Here is a 21,806-nt window from a genome sequence, read left to right as displayed (position 1 = left end):
GAGATCTCAGTGGACAGCGCCCGGCGATCTGGCACGCCCGGTGATCCGACGCCGGTGGACGCGCCCGTCGGCGCCCCCACCGGGGACGGGGGAGCAGCCGGCGCGGCGCTGCCCGAACGCTCCCGCGCCGGCGTGAACGGTACGGACTCGGTCGTCAACCGGCTCGCCGCCACCGTCGCGCGGCTGCGCCGGCAGGTCGAACAGGCCCAGTTCGACGCCGACGGCCGCAGCGTCATCGAGTTGGCCAAGGGCGTGCTGGTCGAACGGCTGCACTGCGCACCGGCCGAGGCCGCCCGGCAGCTGGAGGACCTCGCCGCCGAGACGGACCTGCCGGTCCTGCAGTTGGCCGCCGAGATCATCAACCAGGCCGCCCGTGACCAGGTCGCCGAGGCGACCAAGGCGTTCCTGACGCAGGCGTCCGGCGGCCGGTCGTACGACGATCCGGAGGAGAACAGCGGGACCACGGTCGCCACGCGGCTCCGTACGGCCGAGAGCGGTGTGCTCGCCGCGGCCGACACCCAGGCCGTCGCCGAATCCCTGCTGACCCACGCGCTGCGACCGCTGGACGCCGTCTCCGTCGCCGTCTGGGCCGTCGCGCCGGACGGCTCCATGAGCCTCGCCGGAGCGGCCGGCTTCCGCGCCGACGAGGCCGCCCGCTGGCACTACGTGCCCCCCGGCGTCACCACGCCCGCCCACAAGGCCCTGCTCGAGCGGCAGCCGGTCTGGCTGCCCTCGTTCGCCGAGACCGGACTGCCGTCCGTCGGCCGTCACGACACCCCTGAGGGCGGCCGGGTCGCCATCCCGACGGGTACGGGCGGGCGCCTCACCGGCGTGCTGGAGATCTGCTGGCCCGGCTCCCTACCGCCGCGGTCGCCGCAGATCGAGCGGCAGCTGGAGGCCCTGGCACAGCTGTGCGCGCACACGCTGGAGACCCGGCCCGCCGCCGGGCTGCCGGGCCCGGCACTGTCCGACTCCGCCTACCGGGACCTCACCGAGCTCATCGACCTCGTCGACGGTCTGTACGACCCGGCCCTGGTCCTCCGCCCGCAGATAGACGCCGACGGTCACCTGATCGACTTCCGGATCCATCACACCAATCCGCGGTTCGTCGACCCGGTGGGCCGTCCCCGCAGCAGCGTCACCGGGGCGCTCCTGCTCGAGGCCTACCCCCTTGCAGCCGGGCAGAGTGGCCTGTTCGACAAGGTCGAGCGCGTCTACGCGACCGGGGAGCCGTTCCGCGCCGACGACACTCCGCTGACCACCCTGGTGGACCAGGTACCGCTGACGTCTCCGGCCGACATCAGCATCAGCCGGCACAGCGACAGCGTGCTGCTCATCTGGCGGGTGAAAGACCAGGCCGACCGCCTGGCCAGCCTTCTCCAGCACGCCCAGCGCCTCGGGCGGGTCGGGGGCTTCGAGGAGAACCTCGCGACCGGAGAGATCACCTGGAACGACCAGATGTTCACGTTGTTCGGCCTGCAGCCGACGGCGACTCCGATCCCGCTGACCCAGCTGCCGGCCCATGCCCACGCCGACGACGAGACCGGTATCGGCCGCTTCCTGCGCACCCTGCTGCACCAGCGGCGATCGGCGTCCACCGCGTTCCGCCTGAAACGGCCCGACGGCATCATCCGCCACCTGCGCGTCGTCGCCGAACCGGTCCTGGACGACACCGGCCACGTGCTGCTCGTCCGTGGGGCGTACCAGGACATCTCGGCTCAGCACTGGACCGAGGTGGCTCTCGCCGCAACGCGCGATCAACTGGCGCACACCGAACAGCAGGCCGCCGAGAACAACCGGCTCACGCTGAAACTCCAGCGCGCGATCATGCCGCCGACCCGGGGCCCCCTCGACGCCGCCGGCCTGCGCGTGGCCGTACGCTACCGGCCCGCCGAGGACGACCACCTGGTCGGCGGCGACTGGTACGACGCGGTCGTGCTGCCGTCCGGCCGGGTCCTGCTGTGCGTCGGAGACGTCGCCGGCCATGGGATCGAGGCCGCGACCGGCATGGTCGTGCTGCGCAACGCCCTGCGCGGCCTGGCCACCACCGGCGCCGGCCCCGGCCAGCTGCTGCGCTGGCTCAACCTGGTCGCCCACCACCTCACCGACTACGTCACCGGCACCGCCGTCTGCGGTCTGTACGACCCCGACACCCGCACGCTGGAATGGGCGCGGGCGGGCCACCTGCCCCCGGTGCTCGTCCGTGACGGGCGAGCGACCGCACTGCCCCTGATCGGCGGGATTCTCCTCGGCGGCCCGCCCGACAGCCAGTACGAGGAGGGCCGTCTCACCCTCGAAGCCGACGACGTGCTCCTGCTCTACACCGACGGCCTCGTCGAACGCCGGGACACCTCCATGGGCGACACCCTCGACCGGCTGCTCGTCACCGCCGGGCGGCCGGCCCCGAGCCTGGAGGACCGCCTCGACCACCTCCTCACCCACAGCGACGCCGACACCGACGACGACACCTGCGTGATCGGGATCCACCTTCCCCCTTCATGAGGTAAAGCCGAAGACCGGTGATTTACCCGATTCGCGGCCGAGACGGGCGGCCGACACTGTGCTTCCCCGACCCCTGTTCCCCAGGAGGCACCCCGTGCGCCCACCCGTTCGGTTCCCGCGGCGGCGGACGATCGCCGCGGCGCTGGCAGCGGTGCTCTGCGCCGTCTTCCTCGGCGTTCCCCCGGTCGCCTCGGCCGCGCAGGCCGCGGCCGCCGGCCCGACGATCACGGTCCCGCCCAATGGCAGCCACGGCTTCCCGTTCCTCGCGGCGGCCGAGGACCTCGGCTCGTTCGGTTACACCGAGAGCGAGTACTTCGTCGCGGGCGTCGCCACCTCCTACGTCAAGTCCGGGATCTGGACCTCGGACGGCCGATGGGCCGTCCGCGCGGCCCTCCGCGCCCCGTACAAGACCCGGATCCTCGTCCGCCGGCCCACCGACCCGGCGAAGTTCAACGGCACCGTCGTCGTCGAGTGGCTCAATGTCAGTGGCCAGCTCGATCTCTCTCCGGACTACTGGTTCGCCCGGGAGGAGCTGCTCCGCAAGGGTTACGCGTGGGTCGGCGTCTCGGCGCAGGCGGTCGGCGTGAACGGCGGCCTCGGCCAGATCCACGGTCTCAAGGGCTGGGACCCGGCGCGGTACGGCACCCTCTTCCACCCCGGCGACGCCTTCTCGTACGACATCTTCTCCCAGGCCGGACAGGCGCTGCGCGCCCCGAACGGGCCGGACCCGCTCGGCGGGCTGCACATCAGAACGCTGCTCGCCGACGGCGAGTCGCAGTCGGCCGGGTTCATGACGACGTACGCCGACGCCGTCCAGCCGGTATCGCAGGTGTACGACGGCTTCATGATCCACAGCAACAGCGCCATCGCCGCGCCGATCAGCGGCAGCGCCGCCGACACGTTGCTGATGCCGAATCCCTCCCGGATCCGGACCGACCTGTCGGTACCGACCTTCGTCGTCCTCACCGAGACCGACGTCCCGCTCGCGTCGGCCGCCCGGCAGCCGGACACGAACCGGGTGGTGCACTGGGAACTGGCCGGCACCTCGCACGGCGACCAATGGGCGTACGACCTCGGTAACCCGACGCTGCAGAAGTCGGCCGGCTCCGCCGCCCCGCAGCCCGACTGCGCCGCGGGGTCGGCCCCGTACAACGACGGGCCCGGCCACTACGCGATGAACGCCGCGCTGCGCCACCTGACCGACTGGGCGCAGGGCGGAGCCCCGCCGCCGAGCGGGCCGGCGCTCGACGCCGACGTGCGCGACCCGAGCACCGGCCTGGCCATCGGCGGGATCCGGCTCCCCGACGTGACGGTGCCGACCCGTACGCTCACCGGGCTGCGGGACACCGGCGGCAGCGGTGTCTTCTGCGGTCTGTACGGCGCCAGGGACCCGTGGAACGACGACGCCGACCCATGGGACCGGCACGACGCCGGCGACCCGTCCGACCCCGCCGCTCCGCCCAACGCCGAACCGGTGCTCAGTCGGCTGTACCCGACGCACGCGGACTACGTGAGCAAGGTGCGGGCGGCCGCGCAGGCATCGGTGAACGCCGGCTATCTCCTGCCGGAGGACGCCACGACGATCGTGATCGCCGCGCAGAACTCCGGCATCGGCGGCTGACCTCCACGCCGCCCCTCACGCGGACGGGACGATCTTCGCGATCACCGAGGGGAGCGGGTCGCCGTCGAGCACCTTCCGGAGTTCCCGTACTCCCTCGGCCCGCCGCGCCGGACCGAGGGAGAGGTGGTGCTCGATCCGTTGGTTGAACGTGTCCCGGAAGCGCCGGTAGAGCCCGTCGTCCGTATGGATCCGGCCGGCGATCCGTACGAGGGCCGCGGTGCCGGCGAGGTCGTCATCGGGCACCGGGTGATCCGGCAGGACGTCGGCGAATCGGCCGGCGGTCCGGCCGAAGAGCGTCCCGCCCAGCCGCCGGACGGTAAAGACGTGCGCGTAGTGCTGTTCGGGCAGCGCCAGCGGCAGCCGCCCGAGGGCCATCGCCTCGTGCAGCGCCGTCAGACCGGGCGCGAGCAGGTAGTCGGGGACCGCCGCCGCACGTCGCAGCAGGTCGCGTTGGCGCAGGAGCCGGCAGTCGGCGCGCCGGCCCGCGACCGTGAAGGTCCGCTCACGACCTGGGCCGTACGGTCCACCGCACACCAGCACCCGCGCGAACCGCGGCCAGTCGCGCAGCAGGTCGGGAATCCACCGGTGCAACAGCCGCAGGTAGTCGTCGGCGGCGTCGAAGTCCAGCAGGAAGTTCTTGAATCCGCCGACGTTGACCAGCAGGTCGCATCCCGGATCGGCGTCCCGCGACGCGCCGCGCACGCCCTCCAGGTCGATGATCGGGCCGGTCAGGTGCATCTCGGGGCCGGTGCCGAGGGAGTCGATCTCGGCCGCGCGTTCAGGGACGCCGGGGAAGTTCTGCACGACGCTGTGCGCCGCGAGCAGATGCGCCGCGACGACGCGCTCGTGCGGGGACAGGTCGGCCAGATGCCGGTCCGCGGCCGCCACGGACGAGAGCGGCAGGCTCGCGCACCGGCGATGGATGGCGGCCGGCGGCCGCCGCAGCAGCCAGAAGCTGAACAGGCTGTCCACCATGACGGCGGGACGCCCCAGGACGGCGGCCCGTATCACCAGGTCGGCGTCCATCACCGAGATCACCAGGTCACCGGACTCGACCAGGCGGTCGATCGACGCGGAGTCGGTCTCCGGGAGCTCGTGCACCTCGTCGAAGGCGTCGGCGTTTCGACGCGCGAACGCGCCGGCCACGTCGTCGCCGACGAACACGCGTTCGTGACCGGTCAGCAGCCGGGAGACCGCGACGAGCTCGGCCGCCGGGCCGAAGCCGCAGTCCTGCGCTCCCATGACGATCCGCATGTCATCGCTCCCGGACCGGCGGTGTGCCCGAGGCCTTGGCCGCGAGTACCTCGGCGAGCCGGTCGGCGAAACCGGCCGGATGCTTGACGTATCCCATGTGCCCGCCGGGAAAGAGCACCGGCCGGTGGCCGAGCCGTTCGGCGAGGGCCACTGCCGGGCGGTGCACGGTGTAGGCGCGCGAGTCCTCGCCGCCTGCCGCCACGACCCGGTCCGCGAGGGGTGCCAGGGCGGTGAGGTCGGGCACGTGGCGGGTGAACGGCCGCATGACGTGGGCGAGGAAGAACGCGGTGTTGTCGTGTGCCTGGGGCAGCGCCGGCGCGGGGGCGCCGCCGAAGAAGGCGCTGAACCTCTCGAGCGCGGGTGCGACTCCTTCGCGGTGGAACGTCCCGTGGACGTCGTCGAAGAACGCGTGGTGTGCCGCGGCGTCCGGCAGCAGTGCCATCGCGGGCGGCTCGTGCACGACCACCGTCCGCACCCGATCCGGCCGGCCGATCGCGAGTTCGAGGGCGACGAGCCCGCCCGAGCAACTGCCGAACACGTGCACCGGCTCCCCACCGGCGGCCACGTGGTCGATCAGCCGGGCCGCGTCGTCGGCGTGGACGTCGACCCGCTGGTCGACCGGCGGCCCGTGCAGCGCGCTGCGGGAGTTGCCGCGCGAATCGTAGGCGACCACCCGGTGACCGTCGGCGAGAACCGCTGCCAGCCGCCCGAACACGGCCGCGTCCGAAGAGCCCGCGGCGATCAATAAGAGCAGTGGGCCGGTGCCGCGGACCTCGTAATGCAGGGTCGCGCCCGGCACCGCGAGCGTGCCGATCTCGAAGGCGCCCATGACGCTCCAGAGCAGGGAACAGGATCGCCATCATCGCACGAAGTCGCCGAGGCATCACGGAAAGTGCGCGCGGGGCGAGGCATGTGCTCCGGGGTCGTACGGAGGTGACGACGCGCGCTCAGACGGCGGTGTGGCCGGTGCAGACGTGCTCTGACCGGGCGTCGGCCTGGAGGAGCACCGTGTCGCATCCGGTGCAGGCCCACACGCCATCGGGGACGACCACACTCCAGGTCGCCGCGTCGTCACGCGCGCAGGCGATGCGGTACGCGCGGAGGGAACGGCGCGTCAGTGATCTATAGAACCTGGCCACACGAGACATGGGGGACTCCCGCTGGACAAACCGTGTCGAATCAGACGTGTTCGTCGAGCGTAGCGGACCATGAAGCAGTCTCTGACCAGGGGATTCCGGTATCGGGCGGCCGGGAGGCCTTCACCGGTGAGGTCTCGCCTCTTCGTTCCCCGTCCCGGCCGTGCCCTGGGGCGGCGCTGTCCGCGCTGCCCCAGGGGCGACGTCCGCGGTTCCGAGGCGGTCACTGGCCGATCTTGACCCCCGGCTGGCCGTACTTGTACTCCAGCGGCCGGGTGATCCTCCGGCCCGGGATGTTGGCCGCGGCGCTGTACTTGCCCAGCGGCATCATGGTCCGCCCGAAGCTGCCCTCCATCATCATGGCGCCGGCTATGTACAGGGCGGCGGCGGCGGACGCCACGAAGAGCCAGCCCGCCACGATGACGGGCCACGACGCCCCGGAGACGAAGCCGGCGGCGGCGAACCCGCACGCCACGGCCAGCAGGACGAGCATCACCGTCAGCCCCATGTTCTCGGCCGTCGCGGCCATCGCGCAGAGTGCGGTGATCAAGCACAGCGCGATCAGCCACAGGGCGAACGGCGTATTGGCGACCCCGATCCGCGGTGCCAGGATGATCGGGAAGGTCCCGGCGGCGACCAGCATGAACATGAAGCCGAACGCGAGCCAGAACGCGCCCCATATCCCGTGTACCGCGGTGGCCAGACCGTCTCGAGCGCGATAGGACCACATGCCCGCCAGGAACTGCGCGAGCCCGCCGGCGGTCAGCACGAAGGGGAACAGGATCACCGGGCTCAGCGCGTTCCCGTACCAGCGCGCCATCCACGCGCCGACCATGAGGGTCGCCGTCGCCAACCCGAAGAGCCCCAGGATCGACGGCGCCGCGATGGGCTGCAGGAACACCCGGCTTCTGTCCTGCCAGAAGGAGAATTCCTGCTGTTCGGTCTCCATCTCCCCGCCGGTGGGCGTCGCGCCGACCTCGTGCCCTCGAGCTCCGGCTCCCGTAGGTCTGTTGTAGGAGCCTTGGCCCCTTGACTCGGTCATGGCATCCTCCCCCCTAGCTCACGGATGCCCACCCTGTCCATACCGCGATTCTTTCCGCCAAAAACCTCTTATGGGTAGATATTGGCGTATTGACCCAGGCTTATCACAAGCCCCACAAAGTCATTTAATTTCGCCGAACACCGCCGGACACTTCCGGATATCCGGTGCCGCATCGTCGATGCCATTGAACGATCTTTTCGGGATGGAGGGCATCGCCGGGCTCGCCCTGTTCCGCCGTGGGCCCGGTCATGCCGGATACCAGCCCACGGCCGATCGCCGCTACGGTCAGGTGCGGCGAGCGCCGGGCGTCGACGAGGGCGCCCCCGGGATCCCAGGCGAAAGGACGTTCGGTCGGTGCAGATCACCTATGCGACCCAGGCGGCCCCCGGCACCGTCAACGAGGACTGTGTGGTCGCCGGTCCGGACTGGGCGGTCGTGCTGGACGGGGCGACCGCGGCGGCCGGCGTGGACAGCGGATGCGTGCACGACGTCGCGTGGCTGGTGCGGCGGCTCGCGGGGGCGCTCGGCGCCCGGCTGGCCGAGGCCGCCGACTGCTCACTCACCGACCTCGTGGCCGACTCGATCGAGCAGGTCTGCGCGTCGCACGCCGGAACCTGCGATCTGGCCAACCCGGACAGCCCGTCGTCGACCTTGGCGGTGACGCGTCGGCGCGATGGCCGGGTCGAGTGTCTCGTCCTGGCCGACTCGCCCATCGCGGTGCGCGGTCGTGACGGCTCTCTTCACGTGGTGGAGGACGATCGGCTCTCGCACCTGCCGGGCGGGCGCCCGTACACGCTGGAACAGGTCCGGACGCATCGGAACCGGCAGGGCGGGTTCTGGGTGGCGAGCAGTGTCCCGGAGGCGGCCCATCAGGCGGTGACGGCGGTCTTCCCCGCGCCGGAGGTCGACCAGGTGGCGATGTTCACCGACGGGACGACCCGCTTGATCGAGCATTACGGGTACGACTGGCCGCGGCTCCTCGAGGTCCTGCGCGACGGCGGCCCGGCGCACGTCATCGGCCTTGTCCGGCGGGCGGAACGGGCCCGGCCGATATCCGGGGCGAAACCGCACGACGACGCCACGGCGCTGCTCGCGACCACGCCGGCCTGAGGACCGCCGCCGGCACGCCTCGGCATCGGATCCGTCGCCGACCATCGAATCGGCCTTCGGCCCACGCGCGACGGCCGGATCACCCGGGTCGGACATCCCAGGTGATCCGGCGAGCGGTGGCGGTTCAGCGCTGTGCGCCCTGCCGTGCCGCCCGGCGGCGCAGCAGCGGGACGATCGAGATCAGCAGCCCGCCGAGGGCCACGGCCGTGACGAAGACCAGGCCGGGCCGGTACTGCGCGAGCATCGCGGCGGGGGAGTGGGACCCCGGCCTCGTGTCGTCGCCCGTGATGATCGCGGTGGTGACCGCCAGGACCAGCGCGGCGCCGACCTGGCCGGCCGTCTGAACGAGTCCGGCGGCCAGTCCCTGCTCATCGTCCTCGACGCCCGCCGTGGCCTGCACGTTGATGGACGGGAAGCCGAGGGCGAAGCCGGAACCGAGCAGCAGCGCCGTCGGCAGGACGGCCAGGACGTAGACCGGATGGGTGTCGACGCGCAGGAACAACAGGTAGCCGGCCGACATCGCGGCCAGCCCGCCGACGATGAACCGGGCCGTGCCGAACCGGTCGATCAGCGCGCCGGTGAACGGCGCGCTGAACACCACCAGGAGCCCGGTGGGCAGCAGCGCCAGGGCCATCGTCAGCGGCGTCCAGCCGAGAACGGACTGCAGGTACAGCGTGACGATGAACTGGAACGAGGTGTACGAGCCGAGCAGCGCGACGATCGCGAGGTTGGCGCGCACGAGCGTGCCCTTTCGGAGGATGCCCAGCCGGACCAGCGGGTGCCGGACACGGCGCTCGACCAGGATGAAGGCGCCGAGCAGGACGACGACGGCGCCGAACAGCGCGAGCGTCACCGGGGCGGTCCAGCCGCGGTCCGGGGCGGACACGAGGTCGTACACCAGCAGCAGCATCGCGGCCGTGGACGTGAGGGCTCCGAGGAGGTCGTGACCGCCGTCGGACGCCGGGCGGTCACGGGGGATCAGCGACAACCCGGCGACCAGCGCGACGAGCGCGATCGGCACGGGCATCAGGAAGGTCCAGCGCCAGCCGAGCCCGGTCATGAGCCCGCCGAAGATCAGGCCGAAGGAGTAGCCGCTGGCGCCGAAGACCGTGTAGATCGAGAGCGCCTTGTTGCGCGCCCGGCCCTCCGCGAACGTCGTGGTGATGATCGACAGGCCGGTGGGCGCCGTGAACGCGGCGCTGACCCCCTTGATGAAGCGGGTGGCGATCAGCAGCGGACCCGAGTCGACCAGGCCGCCGAGCAGCGAGGCGACGGCGAACACGGCCAGTGCGATCAGGAACACCCGCCGCCGGCCGAGCAGGTCGGCGGTGCGGCCGCCGAGCAGCAGCAGACCGCCGTAGCCCAGGACGTATCCGCTGACGATCCACTGGAGGCTGGAGGTGGTCAGGTCGAGTGCCCTGCCGATGGACGGGAGCGCCACGCCGACCATCGACACGTCGAGCCCGTCGAGGAAGAGGACCAGGGAGAGAACGGCCAGGATGCCCCACAGTCGGGCGGGCCACCGGTCGCGGACGGGCGGGGCTTCGAGAAGCGTGCGTGAGTCGGGGAGTGCTGTCGTGGTCACGGCGAAGAAGTTACATGCACATGCATCAGTTGTCCAAGCATTAAATGCGTTTGCATCTATGTTTCCCGCGTGTTAAGGTCCGGGCCATGACGGAGACGGGCGAAACCGAGCTCGTGCGCCGCTGGCGCGACGTTCTGGCCTGCTACAGCACGGTCTCCTGCGCTCTCGATCGTGCGCTGCAGGAGACGCATGGGATCGGCATGAGCGAGTTCGAGGTGCTCGATCGGCTGATCGACGCCTCCTGCGAGGACCTCCGCATGCACGATCTCGCGACCTCGATGTACCTCAGCCAGAGCGCGCTGTCGCGGACGGTCGCCCGGCTGGAGCGCGACGGCCTCGTCGAGCGGTCCATGTGCGCCGACGACCGGCGCGCGATCTTCGTGAAGCTCACCGCCGCCGGGCGGGAGCGCCACACGCGGGCGCGGACGACACAGCGCGCCGTCCTCGCCGAGCATCTGATGGCCGAGCCGGCCCGGGTCTGACCCCGCCCGCGGCCGCGGGCGTAGCATCGGGGGAGACCGACCCCCGACCCCCGAGCCGCGCGCCCCCGGCCGACAGCGGGCGGCGGCAGGAGAGCCGTGCATCACGGATCAGGCCGTTCCCCGGACCCCGTGTTCCCGCCCGTCACCGCCCCCGGACGCGAGCTGCGTGCTCTCGGCTACGCCGAGGACCCCATCGCCCGGCCGCTCACCTACCCCGGCCTGCGGCCGCCTGGATCCGGGCTCCTGGTCGATGGATGCTTCCTCGACCTGCGCGTGACGCCCCCATCGTCCGTCGCTCGGCCGCCGGCCCGGCCGCGCGGCCGACCGGTCCCCGCCGCGGCCGACGCCGGCGCGAGTCCGGCGACTCCGCCGGCACCGCAGCCCTCACCCGGACACTGGGTCCTGGACGTGTCGGCGGTGCCGCCGCACGTGTTCGGCGGGGCGGAGATCCCGCTGGACGAGGCGCTGCGCGCCTGCGGCCGCCCGGTCATGGCCGACCGCCGGCCGGTGCTCGCCGTCGGGTCGAACGCCTCACCGGCCCAGATCGCCCGGAAGCTCGCGGGGCGGACGCGTCCGGTCGTCCCGATGACGTACGCCCACGTGTCCGGGCTGACCGCCGGGGCGTCCGCGCACGTGAGCCGGCCCGGGTATGTGCCGGCCGTCCCGGTGCTGGCACCCGGCGCGAGCACCGAGCTCGTCGTCCTGTGGCTGGACGACGAGCAGCTCACCGCCGTCGATCGTACGGAGCCGAACTACCACCGGGTGCGGCCACCGGCGCCGGTGACCGTCGCACTGCCCGGCCTCGGCCCGCTCGGCTGTCACCTGTACGCCGGGCGGCACGGCTGCCTGACCGACGCGGGCGGCGTCCCGATCCGCCTCGCCGGACAGCCCGACCTGCTGGCCGGGCTCCTCGCGGCGTCTCCCCGCCTGGTCCGGCTGACCGGCGCCCGTACCCCGGAGGAGTTCGTCGCCCGCACCCGCGCCGACGCTCACCTACGGGACGACGTACGGCGGCTGTGGCGTCAGGAGGGGATCGTGCTCGACCAGCCGGAACTCGTTCCGGGGCACCCCACGGCGCCCTGAACAACGCCCCCGGGCGCCCGGATCACTCGCCGACCGACCCGTCGATCAGTTCCCGGGCCACGTCGAGCTGCCCGGCGTGCCGCGCGTACTCCTGCAGCAGGTGGAACAGGATCCGGCCCAGCGTCGGCCGGACGGCCGGCGGCGTGAACCGGCCCGATCCGGACGCCACATCGGAGAGTCGCGCCGCCGCGACGATCTCCCGCGACCGCCGGCACTGCTCGAGGAAGAACGCCGTGACCTCCTCGGCGCTCTCGCCGTCGGCGACGTGCCACCGGCCGTCCGGTCCGTCGTCGCCCCAGGGCTCCCGGACCGGCTCCCCGGCGAAGCCCCAGCACAGCCATCGCCGCTCGACGTGACCCAGGTGTTTCAGCAGTTCCAGAGGCGTCCACCCGCTGGGCAGCACGCTGGTCCGCAGTTGCGGCGGGGACAGTCCCTCCAGCTTGCGCAGGACGGCGTCCCGGTAGAAGTCGAGGTACGCGGCGAGCAACTCCGCCGGATCGCTCATCGTCTGCGGCGGTTCAGGCGCGGGGCTCCTGGAGACGATCACCGTCCCGACGGTACCGGGTACGGCTCATGGCGGGCCGATGGCGTGATCCGTGGGGTACGTGTCGTTGACGCCATCACGTGGGACCGGCGAGCCTGGAGCCGTGGACGCCCCTCAGATCTGTTTCGTCGTCTTCGACGGCTTCCAGCCGCTGGACCTCGCCGGACCGCACGAGGTGTTCGCCGACGCCGGGTACCGGTCGCGGATCATCGCGACGCGGGCCGGGCTCGTACGCTCCGGCAGCGGTCTGCCCGTCCACGCGGAGTACGGGGTCGGCGACGTCGACCCCGCCGGCGTGGACACGCTCGTCGTGGTGGGCGGTACGGGCGTCGACGCGGCACGGCTCGACTCCGCGCTGGTCGGCTGGATCGCGGAGGCCGGGGCCGTGGCCCGGCGCGTCGCCTCCGTCTGCAGCGGGGCCCTCCTGCTGGCGGCGACGGGCCTGCTGGACGGCCGGCGGGTGACGACCCACTGGAAGCGCCGCGACCAGCTCGCCGCCGAGCATCCGGAGCTGATCGTCGACTGCGATCCGATCTTCATCCGGGACGGCAGGTTCTGGACGTCCGCGGGGGTGACGGCGGGCATGGACCTGGCGCTCGCCCTCCTCGAGGAGGATCTCGGCCGGGACGCCGCCCATGAGGTGGCCCGCGAACTCGTCATGTTCCTGCGCAGGCCCGGAAGCCAGTCGCAGTTCAGTGTTCCGCTGTGGTCGGCACAGCCGTCGAGCGACCCGATTCGCGTCGTCGTGGACGCGGTGCACGCGGCGCCGGGGGCGCGGCACGGCATCGGGGACCTGGCGGCGAGGGCCGGGCTGAGCCCCCGTCACCTGCAACGCCGGTTCACCGCCGAGCTCGGCGTGCCACCGGCGGCGTACGTCGAACGGGTCCGGGTGGAGGCGGCGCGCCGTGCGCTCGCCGAGGGGGACGACCCGGTCGAGGCCATCGCCCGGCGATGCGGCTTCGGGACCGCCGAGACGCTGCGCCGGGCGTTCCACCGGCACGTCGGCGTTCCCCCGTCCGACTACCGGGACCGTTTCCGATCGACCAGGGAGTACGCGTGACCACATATGGACTGCTGGTGTTCGACGGCGCGGAGGAGCTGGACTTCGTGGGGCCGTGGGAGGTGTTCACCGCCTCCTCCATGCTCCGCGACGGCGCCGACACCGCCGTGACCGTCGCCGAGAGGTCCGGCCCGGTGCGCTGCGGCAAGGGGCTCGGGGTGCTGGCCGACCATTCCTTCGGCGACCACCCGCCGCTGGACGTCCTGCTGGTGCCGGGCGGCCAGGGCACCCGGCGTGAGGTGTCCAATCCGGCGCTGATCGACTGGATCGCACGGACCGACGCCTCCTGGGTCACGGGGGTCTGCACCGGCGCGCTTCTCCTGCACGAGGCGGGGCATGCGCGTGGCCGCCGGGTGGCGACGCACCATGCCTTCGAGGACACGCTGCAGGCGCGGGGTGACATCACGGTCGTACGCGACGCGCGCTACGTCGTCGACGGGAACCTCGTCACCAGCCAGGGCGTCTCGGCCGGCATCGACATGGCGCTGTGGCTCATCGGCCGGCTGCACGGCAGGCAGCATGCCCGGGCCGTCCGCAGATACATCCAGTACGAGCCCGCTCCGCCGTACCTCGCGGACGAACCTCAGGACGCCTGACCGGAGGCGATGTGGGTAGCGTCACAAGATGGGCGCTGTCGGGTCGAACGGGCAGATGGGCTGCTATGTATGCGGGGTAAGAGTCGGATCGTCCAACCGGACGATCCGACTCGCCGTGCGGCGTCCGCTAAGGTATATTGCGTCGCAAGTTTCACTAAATGTTGTGACGGCAATTTCTTGACACTATTACGGCCGACCTCTATAACGGTTATGCCGAGTGGTAGCGCACGACCGGTGAGGTCTCGCCGGTCGGCTGGGGAGGAACAAGGTGCCCGGGCCCGGAAGTGGCACGGTTCGTAACCGCAGACTGGCCACGGAGTTGCGCCGCCTCCGCGAAAGAGCCGAACTGACCGGTGATGACGTCGCCGACCGACTCGGATGGTCGGCCTCGAAGGTCAGCCGCATCGAGAATGCCCGCCAAGCCCCCCGTCTGGGAGACGTGAGGAGCTTGCTGGACCTCTATGGTGTCGAAGGTACGTACCGGGACCAACTGCTCCAGTTGGCCCGGGACGCGGGTCGAAAGGGCTGGTGGGAGGCGTATTCCGACGCTCTCCCCGAGCCGTACGCCTCCTATATCGGTCTCGAGATGGAGGCGGAGGAGATCCTCCAGTGGGAGACCCAGGTCGTGCCCGGCCTGCTGCAGACGGAGGCGTACGCCCTGGCCGTCGAGCAGGGGTCGCACTCGATCGAGGTGATCCCGCCGAGCCGGGTCGACGCGCGCGTGGAGGCTCGGCTGGCGCGCCAGTCCGTGCTCACCCGAGAGACGCCGCTGCGGCTGTCCCTCGTCCTGGACGAGGCCACCCTGCTGCGCCGCTTCGGAGACGCGAGCGTGATGGGCGAGCAGCTCGAGCGCCTTCTGGAGTTGGCCGAGTTGCCCAACGTCACGCTCCAAGTGCTTCCACTTGATGGGCCCCATCCGATCACCACGGGGTCCTTCACGCTTCTGCAGTTCCCGCAAGTCGGGGGAATCAAGTTCCACGACGTCATCTATATCGAGCATCAGAACGGCTGCTCGTATCTCGAAGAAGAGACCGAGACCTACCGGCATCGGCTCAGTTTCGAGCGACTCAGCGCAGAGGCGCTCGCGCCTGCGGAATCCATGGATTTGATCTCCAGGATCGCCCGGGATGCGTGGGGTTCTTAGCCGAAAACGGAGGGGGGTGATAATGATGGACCAGGCAATCAGGCATCCCGGCGTCATCTGGCGCAAAGGATCTCGCAGCATGGCCAACGGCGCATGCGTCGAGGTCGCGACGGTGCCGGTGACCGCGTCGGAGGACGACACGGCTCGGGCGGCGGAGTAGCGCCACAACTGAACAACGACAAATAAGTTGGATCGCTCGCAATAGTAATATTGTGGGCGATTGTGCGTGAAATAGCAGTGACGACGGTCCACTTCCTTTGCGGCGTGGCGGAGGAAGTGGACCGTTCGGGGTTTTCGGCTCGGGTCTCCGGATCGAGGTCAGGAGATCTCGAGCGCCTCGACCCCGTGGGGGACCGACTTGTGCCGGACGCCGTGCACCACCGCCACGACGGCCGCCAGCACCGCGCCGATCGTCGCGATCACGAAGCACACGACGTACGCGTGTTCGGTGGGGACGCCCGGCGTTCCCGGGATCGTCTGCCCGGTCAGCACCGCGGCGGTGACCGCGCCGGAGACGCTGCCGCCCGCCGTCCGGACGAGAGAGTTGATGCCGCTGGCGATGCCGCTCTGGTCCATCGGCACGTGCTGCACCGCGAGGGTGCCCAGCGCGGCGTACGCCACCCCGACGCCGATGCCCTGCACGGCGCTGAAGCCCAGCATGTCGAACCCGTGCCCGTGTGACACGGCCAGCCAGAGGTAGCTCAGCCCGGCGCCCACCGACCCGATGGCCAGGGTGTACGCCGCGCCGATCCGGCCGGCGATCCGCCCCGAGAGCGCCGAGCAGACGAACATGGTGAACGTGCTGGGCAACATGTACAGGCCGACGTCGAGCACGGAGCCGCCGAGGCCGTAGCCGATCGCCTTGGGAGTCTGCACGAAGTTCGAGATGAGGGTGAACGCCGCGAACATCGCGAACCCGAGCAGGAGCGAGGCGGCGTTCGCCGACAACGACTGACGGCCGACCAGGAGGTTCAGCCGGACCAGCGGCTGGTCGACGCGCAGCTCGATGACGACCCAGACGGCCGCCAGGACCACCGTCGCGCCGAACAGGCCGAGCACGCCGGCGGAGGACCAGCCCCAGTCGTTGCCCTCGCTGATCGCCAGCAGCAGGCACACGAGGAGACCGGCGAGGAACACCGCGCCCGGGATGTCCGGCCGCCCGCCGACGCGGACGCCGACGTCCCGCGCGCTCAGCGCGACCAGCACGAGCCCGACCCCGGCCGCCCCCGTGGCGATCCAGAACTCCGGGCGGTAGCTGCTGGTGTGGTCGGCGATCAGCCCGGTGACGATCATGCCGATGCTGCCGCCGACGCCCATGGTGGCGCTGACGATGCCGATCCCCGAGGTGACCTTCTCCCGCGGGAAGGTGTCCCGGATCATGCCGATGGCCAGCGGGATCAGGGCGGACGACGTGCCCTGCAGCGCTCGCCCGACGATGAGGACGCCGAGCGAGTTCGACAGCGCGCAGATCGTGGAACCGACGACCAGCAGCCCCATCGCGATGATGATGAGGTTCTTCTTCCCGTACATGTCGCCCAGTCGCGACAGCAGGGGGGTGGCCACCGCGCCGGCCAGCAGCGATGCGGTGAAAACCCAGGTCACCGCGCTGACGGACGCGTCGAAGTGACGCATCAGCGCCGGCAGCAGGGGGAGCACCAGCGTCTGCTGTACGGACGCGACCATGCCGGCGGTGGCGAGGGCCAAAAGGGTCAATCCGGTGTGCGTCTGCTCCCCGCTCTCACGCGACGAGACGGCGACGTCGACCATCGGGGGACTCTCCTTAGGTTGTGATCTCGCCGCTCATGATGACTTACTTAATTAAGGTAAGCAATCAATGAATATGCTGGATGACATGCCTCCGCCCGACGACATGGCCGAACTCGAACGGGCCCTCAGCCGGATATCCCACCTGCTCAGCCGCGCCAAGGAGCACGACCGGACGATCGAGGAGGCCGGCGTGGCCGTGGACCGGGCGAGCGCGCCGTTCCTGCGCGCACTTGCCGACGCGCCCGCGCCGCTACGGCTGGGGGAGTTGGCCACGCTGCTCGGCGTGGAGGCGCCGCACGTGACCCGGCAGGTGCAGCGGCTGGAGCGCGCGGATTTCGTCGAGCGTGTTCCGGACCCGGACGACCGACGGGCTCAGCGGGTGCGGATCACCGCCAAGGGCGCCGACGCCGTCGAGTGCATTCGCGCCGTGGGGCGGCGCTGGATGTCCGACGCGCTCGCCGACTGGTCCGACGAGGACCGGCACCGCCTGGCGGCGCTCTGCCACCGGATGGTCGACGACTTCCTCCGGTTCGGAGCCGAACGCCGCGAGTCCGACCGAGGCCGCCCCGCGTGACGCCGAGCGCTCGGCCGGGGAGCGGGCGCGCGAACGAGGAAGGCGGGCGCTCGACCCAGGGCGGCGGGTGTTCAGCCGAGGAAGTCGAACCGCGTGACCGATGCCGCGGCCCGGTAGGCCGCCCAGCTCAGCGCCAGGTCCTGCCACGGCAGGCCGACGGGCGCGTAGACGGTGACCTCGGACGGTTCCGTACGGCCCGGGGCGGCGCCCCGCAGCACTTCCGAGATCACGCCGGCGGCGGCGTCCGGGCCGAGACCCGCGTTGCCGAGCGCGCCCATCGCGACGGCGAGGTCGAGGTCGTCCACGAACGTACGGCTCGCCCGCAGCAGGTCGGCCGACAGTTCCGCCTTACCGGGTTCGTCCGCGCCGAGGGAGGTGACGTGCGTACCCGGACCGACGTCGCCGGCGTGCAGCAGCGGCGTCCTCGACCAGGTCGCGGCCACGATCACGGCCGCCTCCGCGACGCCGGACGGGACGCCTCCGCCGGTCTCCGCCGGAACCGCCCGGCCACCGTGGCGGGCGGCGAACGCGGCGGCCCGCTCGGGGTCGAGGTCGGTGACGACCAGGTCGCGGATCGGCCGGAGGCGGCGCAGGCCGGTGACCACCAGGTGGGACTGGGCGCCCGCCCCGATGACCGCGACCGTGTCCGCGTCCGGCCGGGCGAGCGCGTCCGTGCCCAGCGCCGCGGCCAGGCCGGTGCGCCAGGCGGTCACGGTCGCCGAGTCGAGCAGCGCGAGCAGTTCGCCGGTCCGCAGGTCGTGCAGGCAGACGACGCCCCGCAGCGCGGGCGTGGCGCCCGGGAACTTGGCGTTGACCTTCACCGTGTAGGCCGGCACCCCGTCGATGAGGCCGGGGATGAGCGCGGTGGCGGTGCCCGGCCCGGGAAGGTCGGTGCGGACACGCTGCGGCCGGACGCGGCCCGGGGACGCCTGGAAGCCGGCGCGGAGCGCGTCCAGGCACTCCCGGGGATCGAGCAGGGACTCCAGGTCGCTTCGGCTCAGCAGCACGGTCACCGGACGATCTTCGCTCATCCGCGGCGAATGAACGCCGTCGCCCTGCTCGCCGAGGACGCCGGCCTGGTCCGGCCGGCCACAGACAGGTCGTCGGGCAAGGTCATCGACGATCGACGCCGACCGCGGTCGGAGCGGTGACGGCTCAGGCCGAGCCTCCTTGGCGTCCGGGGCCGCGCTGGTCATAGGTTTCTGCCATGGACTCTCGACGCCGGGTGCCGCGTACGGACACCGTGCTCGCCGACCCGAGGCTCGCCGAGGCGACCCTCCGGCTGGGGCGCGGCATCGTGAAGTCGGCCGTCGCGGCGGCGCAGGAGCGCGCGCGGCGCGGCGAGATCGCCCCCGAAGGCGTCGCCGACGCGGCCCTGGCGTCCCTGCCGACGCACGCCGCGACGCTGCGGCCGGTGATCAACGCGACGGGCGTCCTCCTGCACACCAACCTGGGCCGCGCGCCGCTGTCCGCGGCCGCCCGCGAGGCGGTGCTCGCCGCCGGCGGCTGCACGGACGTGGAATACGACCTGGCCACGGGGCACCGGAGCCGGCGTGGCCGCGGCGCCCTGGCGGCCCTCGCGGAGGCGTGCCCGGCGGCCGAGGCGGTCCACGTGGTCAACAACAACGCCGCCGCCCTCGTCCTGGCCGCCACCGCCCTCGCCCGCGACCGGGAGATCGTCATCAGCCGCGGCGAGATGGTGGAGATCGGGGACGGTTTCCGCCTCCCCGACCTGCTCGTCTCGACCGGCGCGCGGCTCCGCGAGGTCGGCACGACCAACCGCACGACCGCCGCCGACTACGCGGCCGCGCTCGGCCCCGAGACCGGGTTCGTGCTGAAGGTCCACCCGTCCAACTTCCGGATCGAGGGCTTCACCGCGCAGGCGCCGGTGCGCGAGCTCGCCCGGCTCGGCGTTCCGGTCGTCGTCGACATCGGCTCCGGGCTGCTGGCCCCGGAGCCGGTCCTGCCCGATGAGCCGGACGCCGCCACCGTCCTGCGGGAGGGCGCCGACCTCGTCACCGCCAGCGGCGACAAGCTGCTGGGCGGCCCGCAGGCCGGTGTGCTCCTCGGCCGCGCCGACCTGATCGAACGCCTGCGGCGCCACCCTCTCGCCCGCGCGCTCCGCGTCGACAAGCTGACCCTCGCGGCGCTCGAGGCCACCGTCCGAGGTCCCCGCACGCCCACCGAGGAGGCCCTGCACGCCGACGTCCGCGCCCTGCGGCAGCGGGCCGAGCGGCTCGCCAAGCGGCTTCCCGAGCACGACGCCCTGGCCGTCGAGTCGACCGCCCGGGTCGGCGGCGGGGGAGCGCCCGGCGTCGAGCTGCCCAGCGCGGCCGTCAGCCTGCCCGCGTCGTACGCCGTCCCGCTCCGCGGGTCCGGCGTGGTCGGGCGGCTGGAGTCCGGCCGGCTGCTCCTGGACCTGCGCACCCTCCCCGCCGACCTCGACGACGCCGAGCTGGTCCGGCGGATCGAGCAGGCGGTCGCGGCGGGGGAGGAGCGCCCGTGCACGTGATCGCCACCGCCGGCCACGTCGACCACGGCAAGTCCACGCTCGTACGGGCGCTGACCGGGATGGAGCCGGACCGCTGGGCCGAGGAACGCCGCCGCGGCATGACCATCGGCCTCGGGTACGCCTGGACGACGCTCCCGTCGGGAGACCGGATCGCGCTCGTCGACGTGCCGGGCCACGAGCGGTTCGTCACCACGATGCTGGCCGGGGTCGGTCCGGTGCCCGCGGTGATGTTCGTGGTCGCCGCCGACGAGGGCTGGATGCCGCAGTCCGCCGAGCACCTCGCGGCGATCGACGCCCTCGGCGTCCGCCACGGCCTGCTCGTCGTCACCCGCGCCGACCTCGCCGACCCCGCCGCCGCCCGCGACGAGGCGGCGGCCGAGATCGCCCGTACCGGCCTGGGCCGGGTCGAGACGGTCACGGTGAGCGGCGCCACCGGCGCGGGCCTGCCCACGCTGCGGGACGCCCTCGACCGGCTCGTCGCGCGGCTGCCCGCGCCCGACGCGACGGCGCCCGTACGGGTCTGGGTCGACCGGGCGTTCACGATCAAGGGCAGCGGCACGGTGGTCACCGGCACCCTGCCCGCCGGGACGATCCGGGTCGGTGCCGAACTGCGCCTCGACGGCCGTCCCGTACGCGTCCGGGCCCTGCAGACGCTGAAGGAGACCGCCGAGACCGTCTCCGCCGTCTCCCGCGTCGCGATCAACCTGCGCGGCGTCGACCGCGACGAGGTCGCCCGCGGCATGGCGCTGACGAGCGACGAGTGGACCGTCACCGACCTCGTCGACGTGCGCGTGCACGGCGCCGAGACGTCCGCGCTGCCCCGCGAGCCGGTGCTGCACGTCGGCTCCGCCGCCGTCCCCGTACGCCTGCGTCCGCTCGGGGACGACACGGCACGGCTCGCGCTGACCCGGCCGCTGCCGCTGCACATCGGTGACCGCGCGCTCCTGCGCGACCCCGGCGCCCGGCGCGTCGCCGGAGTGACCGTCCTCGACGTACGGCCCCCGGCGCTGCGGCGGCGGGGCGCCGCCGCCGACCGCGCCCGCGAGCTGGCGGCCGGAGTTCCGGACGCCGAAGCGCTGCTGCGTCGCTACGGTCTGATCCGGGTCCCCGACCTCCTCGCCATGGGCGTCGCGGCGGCGGCCGAGCCGGTCGCCGGTGACTGGCTGGCCGACCCGGAGCGTTGGGCGGAGCTGCGCCGCCTGCTGGCCGAGGCGGTGGAGCGCCACGACGCCGCGGACCCGCTCGACCCGGGCCTCCCGGTCGAGGCGGCGCGCGCCCTGCTGGACCTGCCCGACCGGCGCCTGGTGGACGCGCTGGCCCACCCCCCACTCCGCCTGGACGGGGGCCGGGTCCGGGGCCCTGCCGCGGCGAGCCTGCCCGCGCCGGTGGCCGGCGCGGTGCGGCGGCTGCGCGACGACCTCGAGAAGGAGCCGTTCCGCGCCCCGGAGGCCGGCCGGCTCGCGGAGCTGGGCCTCACCGGCCGCGCCCTGGCCGCCGCCGTACGCGCGGGCGTGCTGCTCAAGATCGCCGATGGCGTCGTCCTGCTGCCCGGCGCGGACACCGACGCGGCGCGGCTGCTGGCCGGGCTGCCGCAGCCGTTCACGGTGAGCGAGGCCCGCCGCGCGCTCGGCACCAGCCGGCGGGTCGCCGTCCCCCTGCTGGAACACCTCGACCGGCGCGGCCTCACCGAACGCACCGGGGACCGGCGTCGCGTACGTCCTATCGGGGATTAAATCGGTTGAACGGGGCACCGCCTTTCTGGCGTCATAGATCCGGCTCACCGATGATCTGGAG

At 72.5% G+C, this 21,806-nt stretch carries 20 protein-coding genes; 12 read left to right on the top strand and 8 right to left on the bottom strand.

The annotated features are described in order from the left end of the window. Nucleotides 1-9: 9 nt before the first annotated feature. Nucleotides 10-2,502: a SpoIIE family protein phosphatase gene (locus AB0L00_RS16265; RefSeq protein ID WP_364434089.1), complete on the top strand. Its 2,493-nt coding sequence runs from the start codon at nucleotides 10-12 to the stop codon at nucleotides 2,500-2,502. Between the two features lie 94 nt (nucleotides 2,503-2,596). Beyond that, the gene (locus tag AB0L00_RS16260) at nucleotides 2,597-4,123 is read left to right on the top strand and encodes an alpha/beta hydrolase domain-containing protein (protein WP_364434086.1); all 1,527 of its coding nucleotides are present in this window, start codon (nucleotides 2,597-2,599) and stop codon (nucleotides 4,121-4,123) included. A 15-nt stretch (nucleotides 4,124-4,138) separates the two neighbouring features. On the opposite strand, the gene AB0L00_RS16255 is transcribed toward AB0L00_RS16260, so the two are convergent. The 4 genes from AB0L00_RS16255 to AB0L00_RS16240 all read right to left on the bottom strand — a co-directional run bounded on the left by AB0L00_RS16255 (nucleotide 4,139) and on the right by AB0L00_RS16240 (nucleotide 7,555). Continuing rightward, nucleotides 4,139-5,377 carry a hypothetical protein gene (locus AB0L00_RS16255; protein WP_364434083.1) on the bottom strand — a complete coding sequence of 413 codons (1,239 nt, stop codon included), beginning with the start codon at nucleotides 5,375-5,377 and terminating at the stop codon, nucleotides 4,139-4,141. A gap of 1 nt (nucleotide 5,378) precedes the next feature. Continuing rightward, the gene (locus AB0L00_RS16250; RefSeq protein WP_364434080.1) at nucleotides 5,379-6,206 is read right to left on the bottom strand and encodes an alpha/beta fold hydrolase; all 828 of its coding nucleotides are present in this window, start codon (nucleotides 6,204-6,206) and stop codon (nucleotides 5,379-5,381) included. Nucleotides 6,207-6,324: 118 nt separating this feature from the next. Next, nucleotides 6,325-6,525, bottom strand: a complete 201-nt coding sequence (locus AB0L00_RS16245; RefSeq protein ID WP_364434077.1) for a hypothetical protein — start codon at nucleotides 6,523-6,525, stop codon at nucleotides 6,325-6,327. A 211-nt stretch (nucleotides 6,526-6,736) separates the two neighbouring features. Beyond that, complete coding sequence (locus AB0L00_RS16240; RefSeq protein ID WP_364434075.1) at nucleotides 6,737-7,555, bottom strand: GPR1/FUN34/YaaH family transporter; 819 nt, start codon at nucleotides 7,553-7,555, stop codon at nucleotides 6,737-6,739. A gap of 354 nt (nucleotides 7,556-7,909) precedes the next feature. Here AB0L00_RS16240 and AB0L00_RS16235 point away from each other — a divergent pair, with 354 nt between their 5' ends. Then, the gene (locus tag AB0L00_RS16235) at nucleotides 7,910-8,665 is read left to right on the top strand and encodes a protein phosphatase 2C domain-containing protein (protein WP_364434072.1); all 756 of its coding nucleotides are present in this window, start codon (nucleotides 7,910-7,912) and stop codon (nucleotides 8,663-8,665) included. A gap of 124 nt (nucleotides 8,666-8,789) precedes the next feature. Here the strand turns inward: AB0L00_RS16235 and AB0L00_RS16230 are convergent, their stop codons facing one another. Next, a complete protein-coding gene (locus AB0L00_RS16230) occupies nucleotides 8,790-10,250 on the bottom strand; it encodes an MFS transporter (protein WP_364434069.1) in 1,461 nt (486 codons plus the stop codon). A gap of 86 nt (nucleotides 10,251-10,336) precedes the next feature. Here AB0L00_RS16230 and AB0L00_RS16225 point away from each other — a divergent pair, with 86 nt between their 5' ends. Both AB0L00_RS16225 and AB0L00_RS16220 read left to right on the top strand, forming a co-directional pair. Continuing rightward, nucleotides 10,337-10,732 carry a MarR family transcriptional regulator gene (locus AB0L00_RS16225; protein WP_364434067.1) on the top strand — a complete coding sequence of 132 codons (396 nt, stop codon included), beginning with the start codon at nucleotides 10,337-10,339 and terminating at the stop codon, nucleotides 10,730-10,732. 96 nt (nucleotides 10,733-10,828) lie between these two features. Beyond that, nucleotides 10,829-11,815 (top strand): hypothetical protein, encoded by a 987-nt coding sequence (locus tag AB0L00_RS16220; RefSeq protein ID WP_364434064.1) that lies wholly within the window; start codon nucleotides 10,829-10,831, stop codon nucleotides 11,813-11,815. 22 nt (nucleotides 11,816-11,837) lie between these two features. Here AB0L00_RS16220 and AB0L00_RS16215 read toward each other — a convergent pair whose 3' ends face one another. Further along, nucleotides 11,838-12,362 (bottom strand): DinB family protein, encoded by a 525-nt coding sequence (locus AB0L00_RS16215; protein ID WP_364434061.1) that lies wholly within the window; start codon nucleotides 12,360-12,362, stop codon nucleotides 11,838-11,840. 100 nt (nucleotides 12,363-12,462) lie between these two features. Here AB0L00_RS16215 and AB0L00_RS16210 point away from each other — a divergent pair, with 100 nt between their 5' ends. The 4 genes from AB0L00_RS16210 to AB0L00_RS16195 all read left to right on the top strand — a co-directional run bounded on the left by AB0L00_RS16210 (nucleotide 12,463) and on the right by AB0L00_RS16195 (nucleotide 15,319). Continuing rightward, complete coding sequence (locus AB0L00_RS16210) at nucleotides 12,463-13,419, top strand: DJ-1/PfpI family protein (RefSeq protein ID WP_364434059.1); 957 nt, start codon at nucleotides 12,463-12,465, stop codon at nucleotides 13,417-13,419. Then, nucleotides 13,416-14,015 (top strand): DJ-1/PfpI family protein, encoded by a 600-nt coding sequence (locus AB0L00_RS16205; protein WP_364434056.1) that lies wholly within the window; start codon nucleotides 13,416-13,418, stop codon nucleotides 14,013-14,015. The genes AB0L00_RS16210 and AB0L00_RS16205 overlap by 4 nt, the downstream gene beginning before the upstream one ends. A 268-nt stretch (nucleotides 14,016-14,283) precedes the next feature. Further along, nucleotides 14,284-15,159, top strand: a complete 876-nt coding sequence (locus tag AB0L00_RS16200) for a helix-turn-helix transcriptional regulator (RefSeq protein WP_345346975.1) — start codon at nucleotides 14,284-14,286, stop codon at nucleotides 15,157-15,159. Further along, nucleotides 15,143-15,319 (top strand): DUF397 domain-containing protein, encoded by a 177-nt coding sequence (locus AB0L00_RS16195; protein ID WP_364434053.1) that lies wholly within the window; start codon nucleotides 15,143-15,145, stop codon nucleotides 15,317-15,319. Before AB0L00_RS16200 ends, AB0L00_RS16195 begins: the two co-directional genes overlap by 17 nt. A 158-nt stretch (nucleotides 15,320-15,477) precedes the next feature. Here the strand turns inward: AB0L00_RS16195 and AB0L00_RS16190 are convergent, their stop codons facing one another. Continuing rightward, the gene (locus AB0L00_RS16190; protein WP_364434051.1) at nucleotides 15,478-16,926 is read right to left on the bottom strand and encodes an MFS transporter; all 1,449 of its coding nucleotides are present in this window, start codon (nucleotides 16,924-16,926) and stop codon (nucleotides 15,478-15,480) included. Between the two features lie 85 nt (nucleotides 16,927-17,011). On the opposite strand from AB0L00_RS16190, the gene AB0L00_RS16185 reads away from it, so the two are divergent. After that, entirely contained in the window at nucleotides 17,012-17,500 is a 489-nt protein-coding gene (locus AB0L00_RS16185) for a MarR family transcriptional regulator (protein ID WP_364434048.1), read from the top strand. A gap of 71 nt (nucleotides 17,501-17,571) precedes the next feature. On the opposite strand, the gene AB0L00_RS16180 is transcribed toward AB0L00_RS16185, so the two are convergent. Then, the gene (locus AB0L00_RS16180) at nucleotides 17,572-18,531 is read right to left on the bottom strand and encodes an ornithine cyclodeaminase family protein (RefSeq protein WP_364434045.1); all 960 of its coding nucleotides are present in this window, start codon (nucleotides 18,529-18,531) and stop codon (nucleotides 17,572-17,574) included. Nucleotides 18,532-18,707: 176 nt separating this feature from the next. On the opposite strand from AB0L00_RS16180, the gene selA reads away from it, so the two are divergent. Further along, nucleotides 18,708-20,012, top strand: coding sequence for an L-seryl-tRNA(Sec) selenium transferase (gene selA, locus AB0L00_RS16175; RefSeq protein WP_364434042.1), 1,305 nt, complete (start codon nucleotides 18,708-18,710; stop codon nucleotides 20,010-20,012). Beyond that, nucleotides 20,003-21,745, top strand: coding sequence for a selenocysteine-specific translation elongation factor (gene selB, locus AB0L00_RS16170; protein ID WP_364434039.1), 1,743 nt, complete (start codon nucleotides 20,003-20,005; stop codon nucleotides 21,743-21,745). Before selA ends, selB begins: the two co-directional genes overlap by 10 nt. The last annotated feature ends 61 nt before the right edge of the window (nucleotides 21,746-21,806 follow it).

This window comes from Actinoallomurus sp. NPDC052308, assembly GCF_040679195.1.
In the GTDB taxonomy this organism is placed as follows: domain Bacteria; phylum Actinomycetota; class Actinomycetes; order Streptosporangiales; family Streptosporangiaceae; genus Actinoallomurus; species Actinoallomurus liliacearum.
Note: the sequence above shows the minus strand (reverse complement) of the source record. Positions and strands in the feature narration are given on the sequence as shown.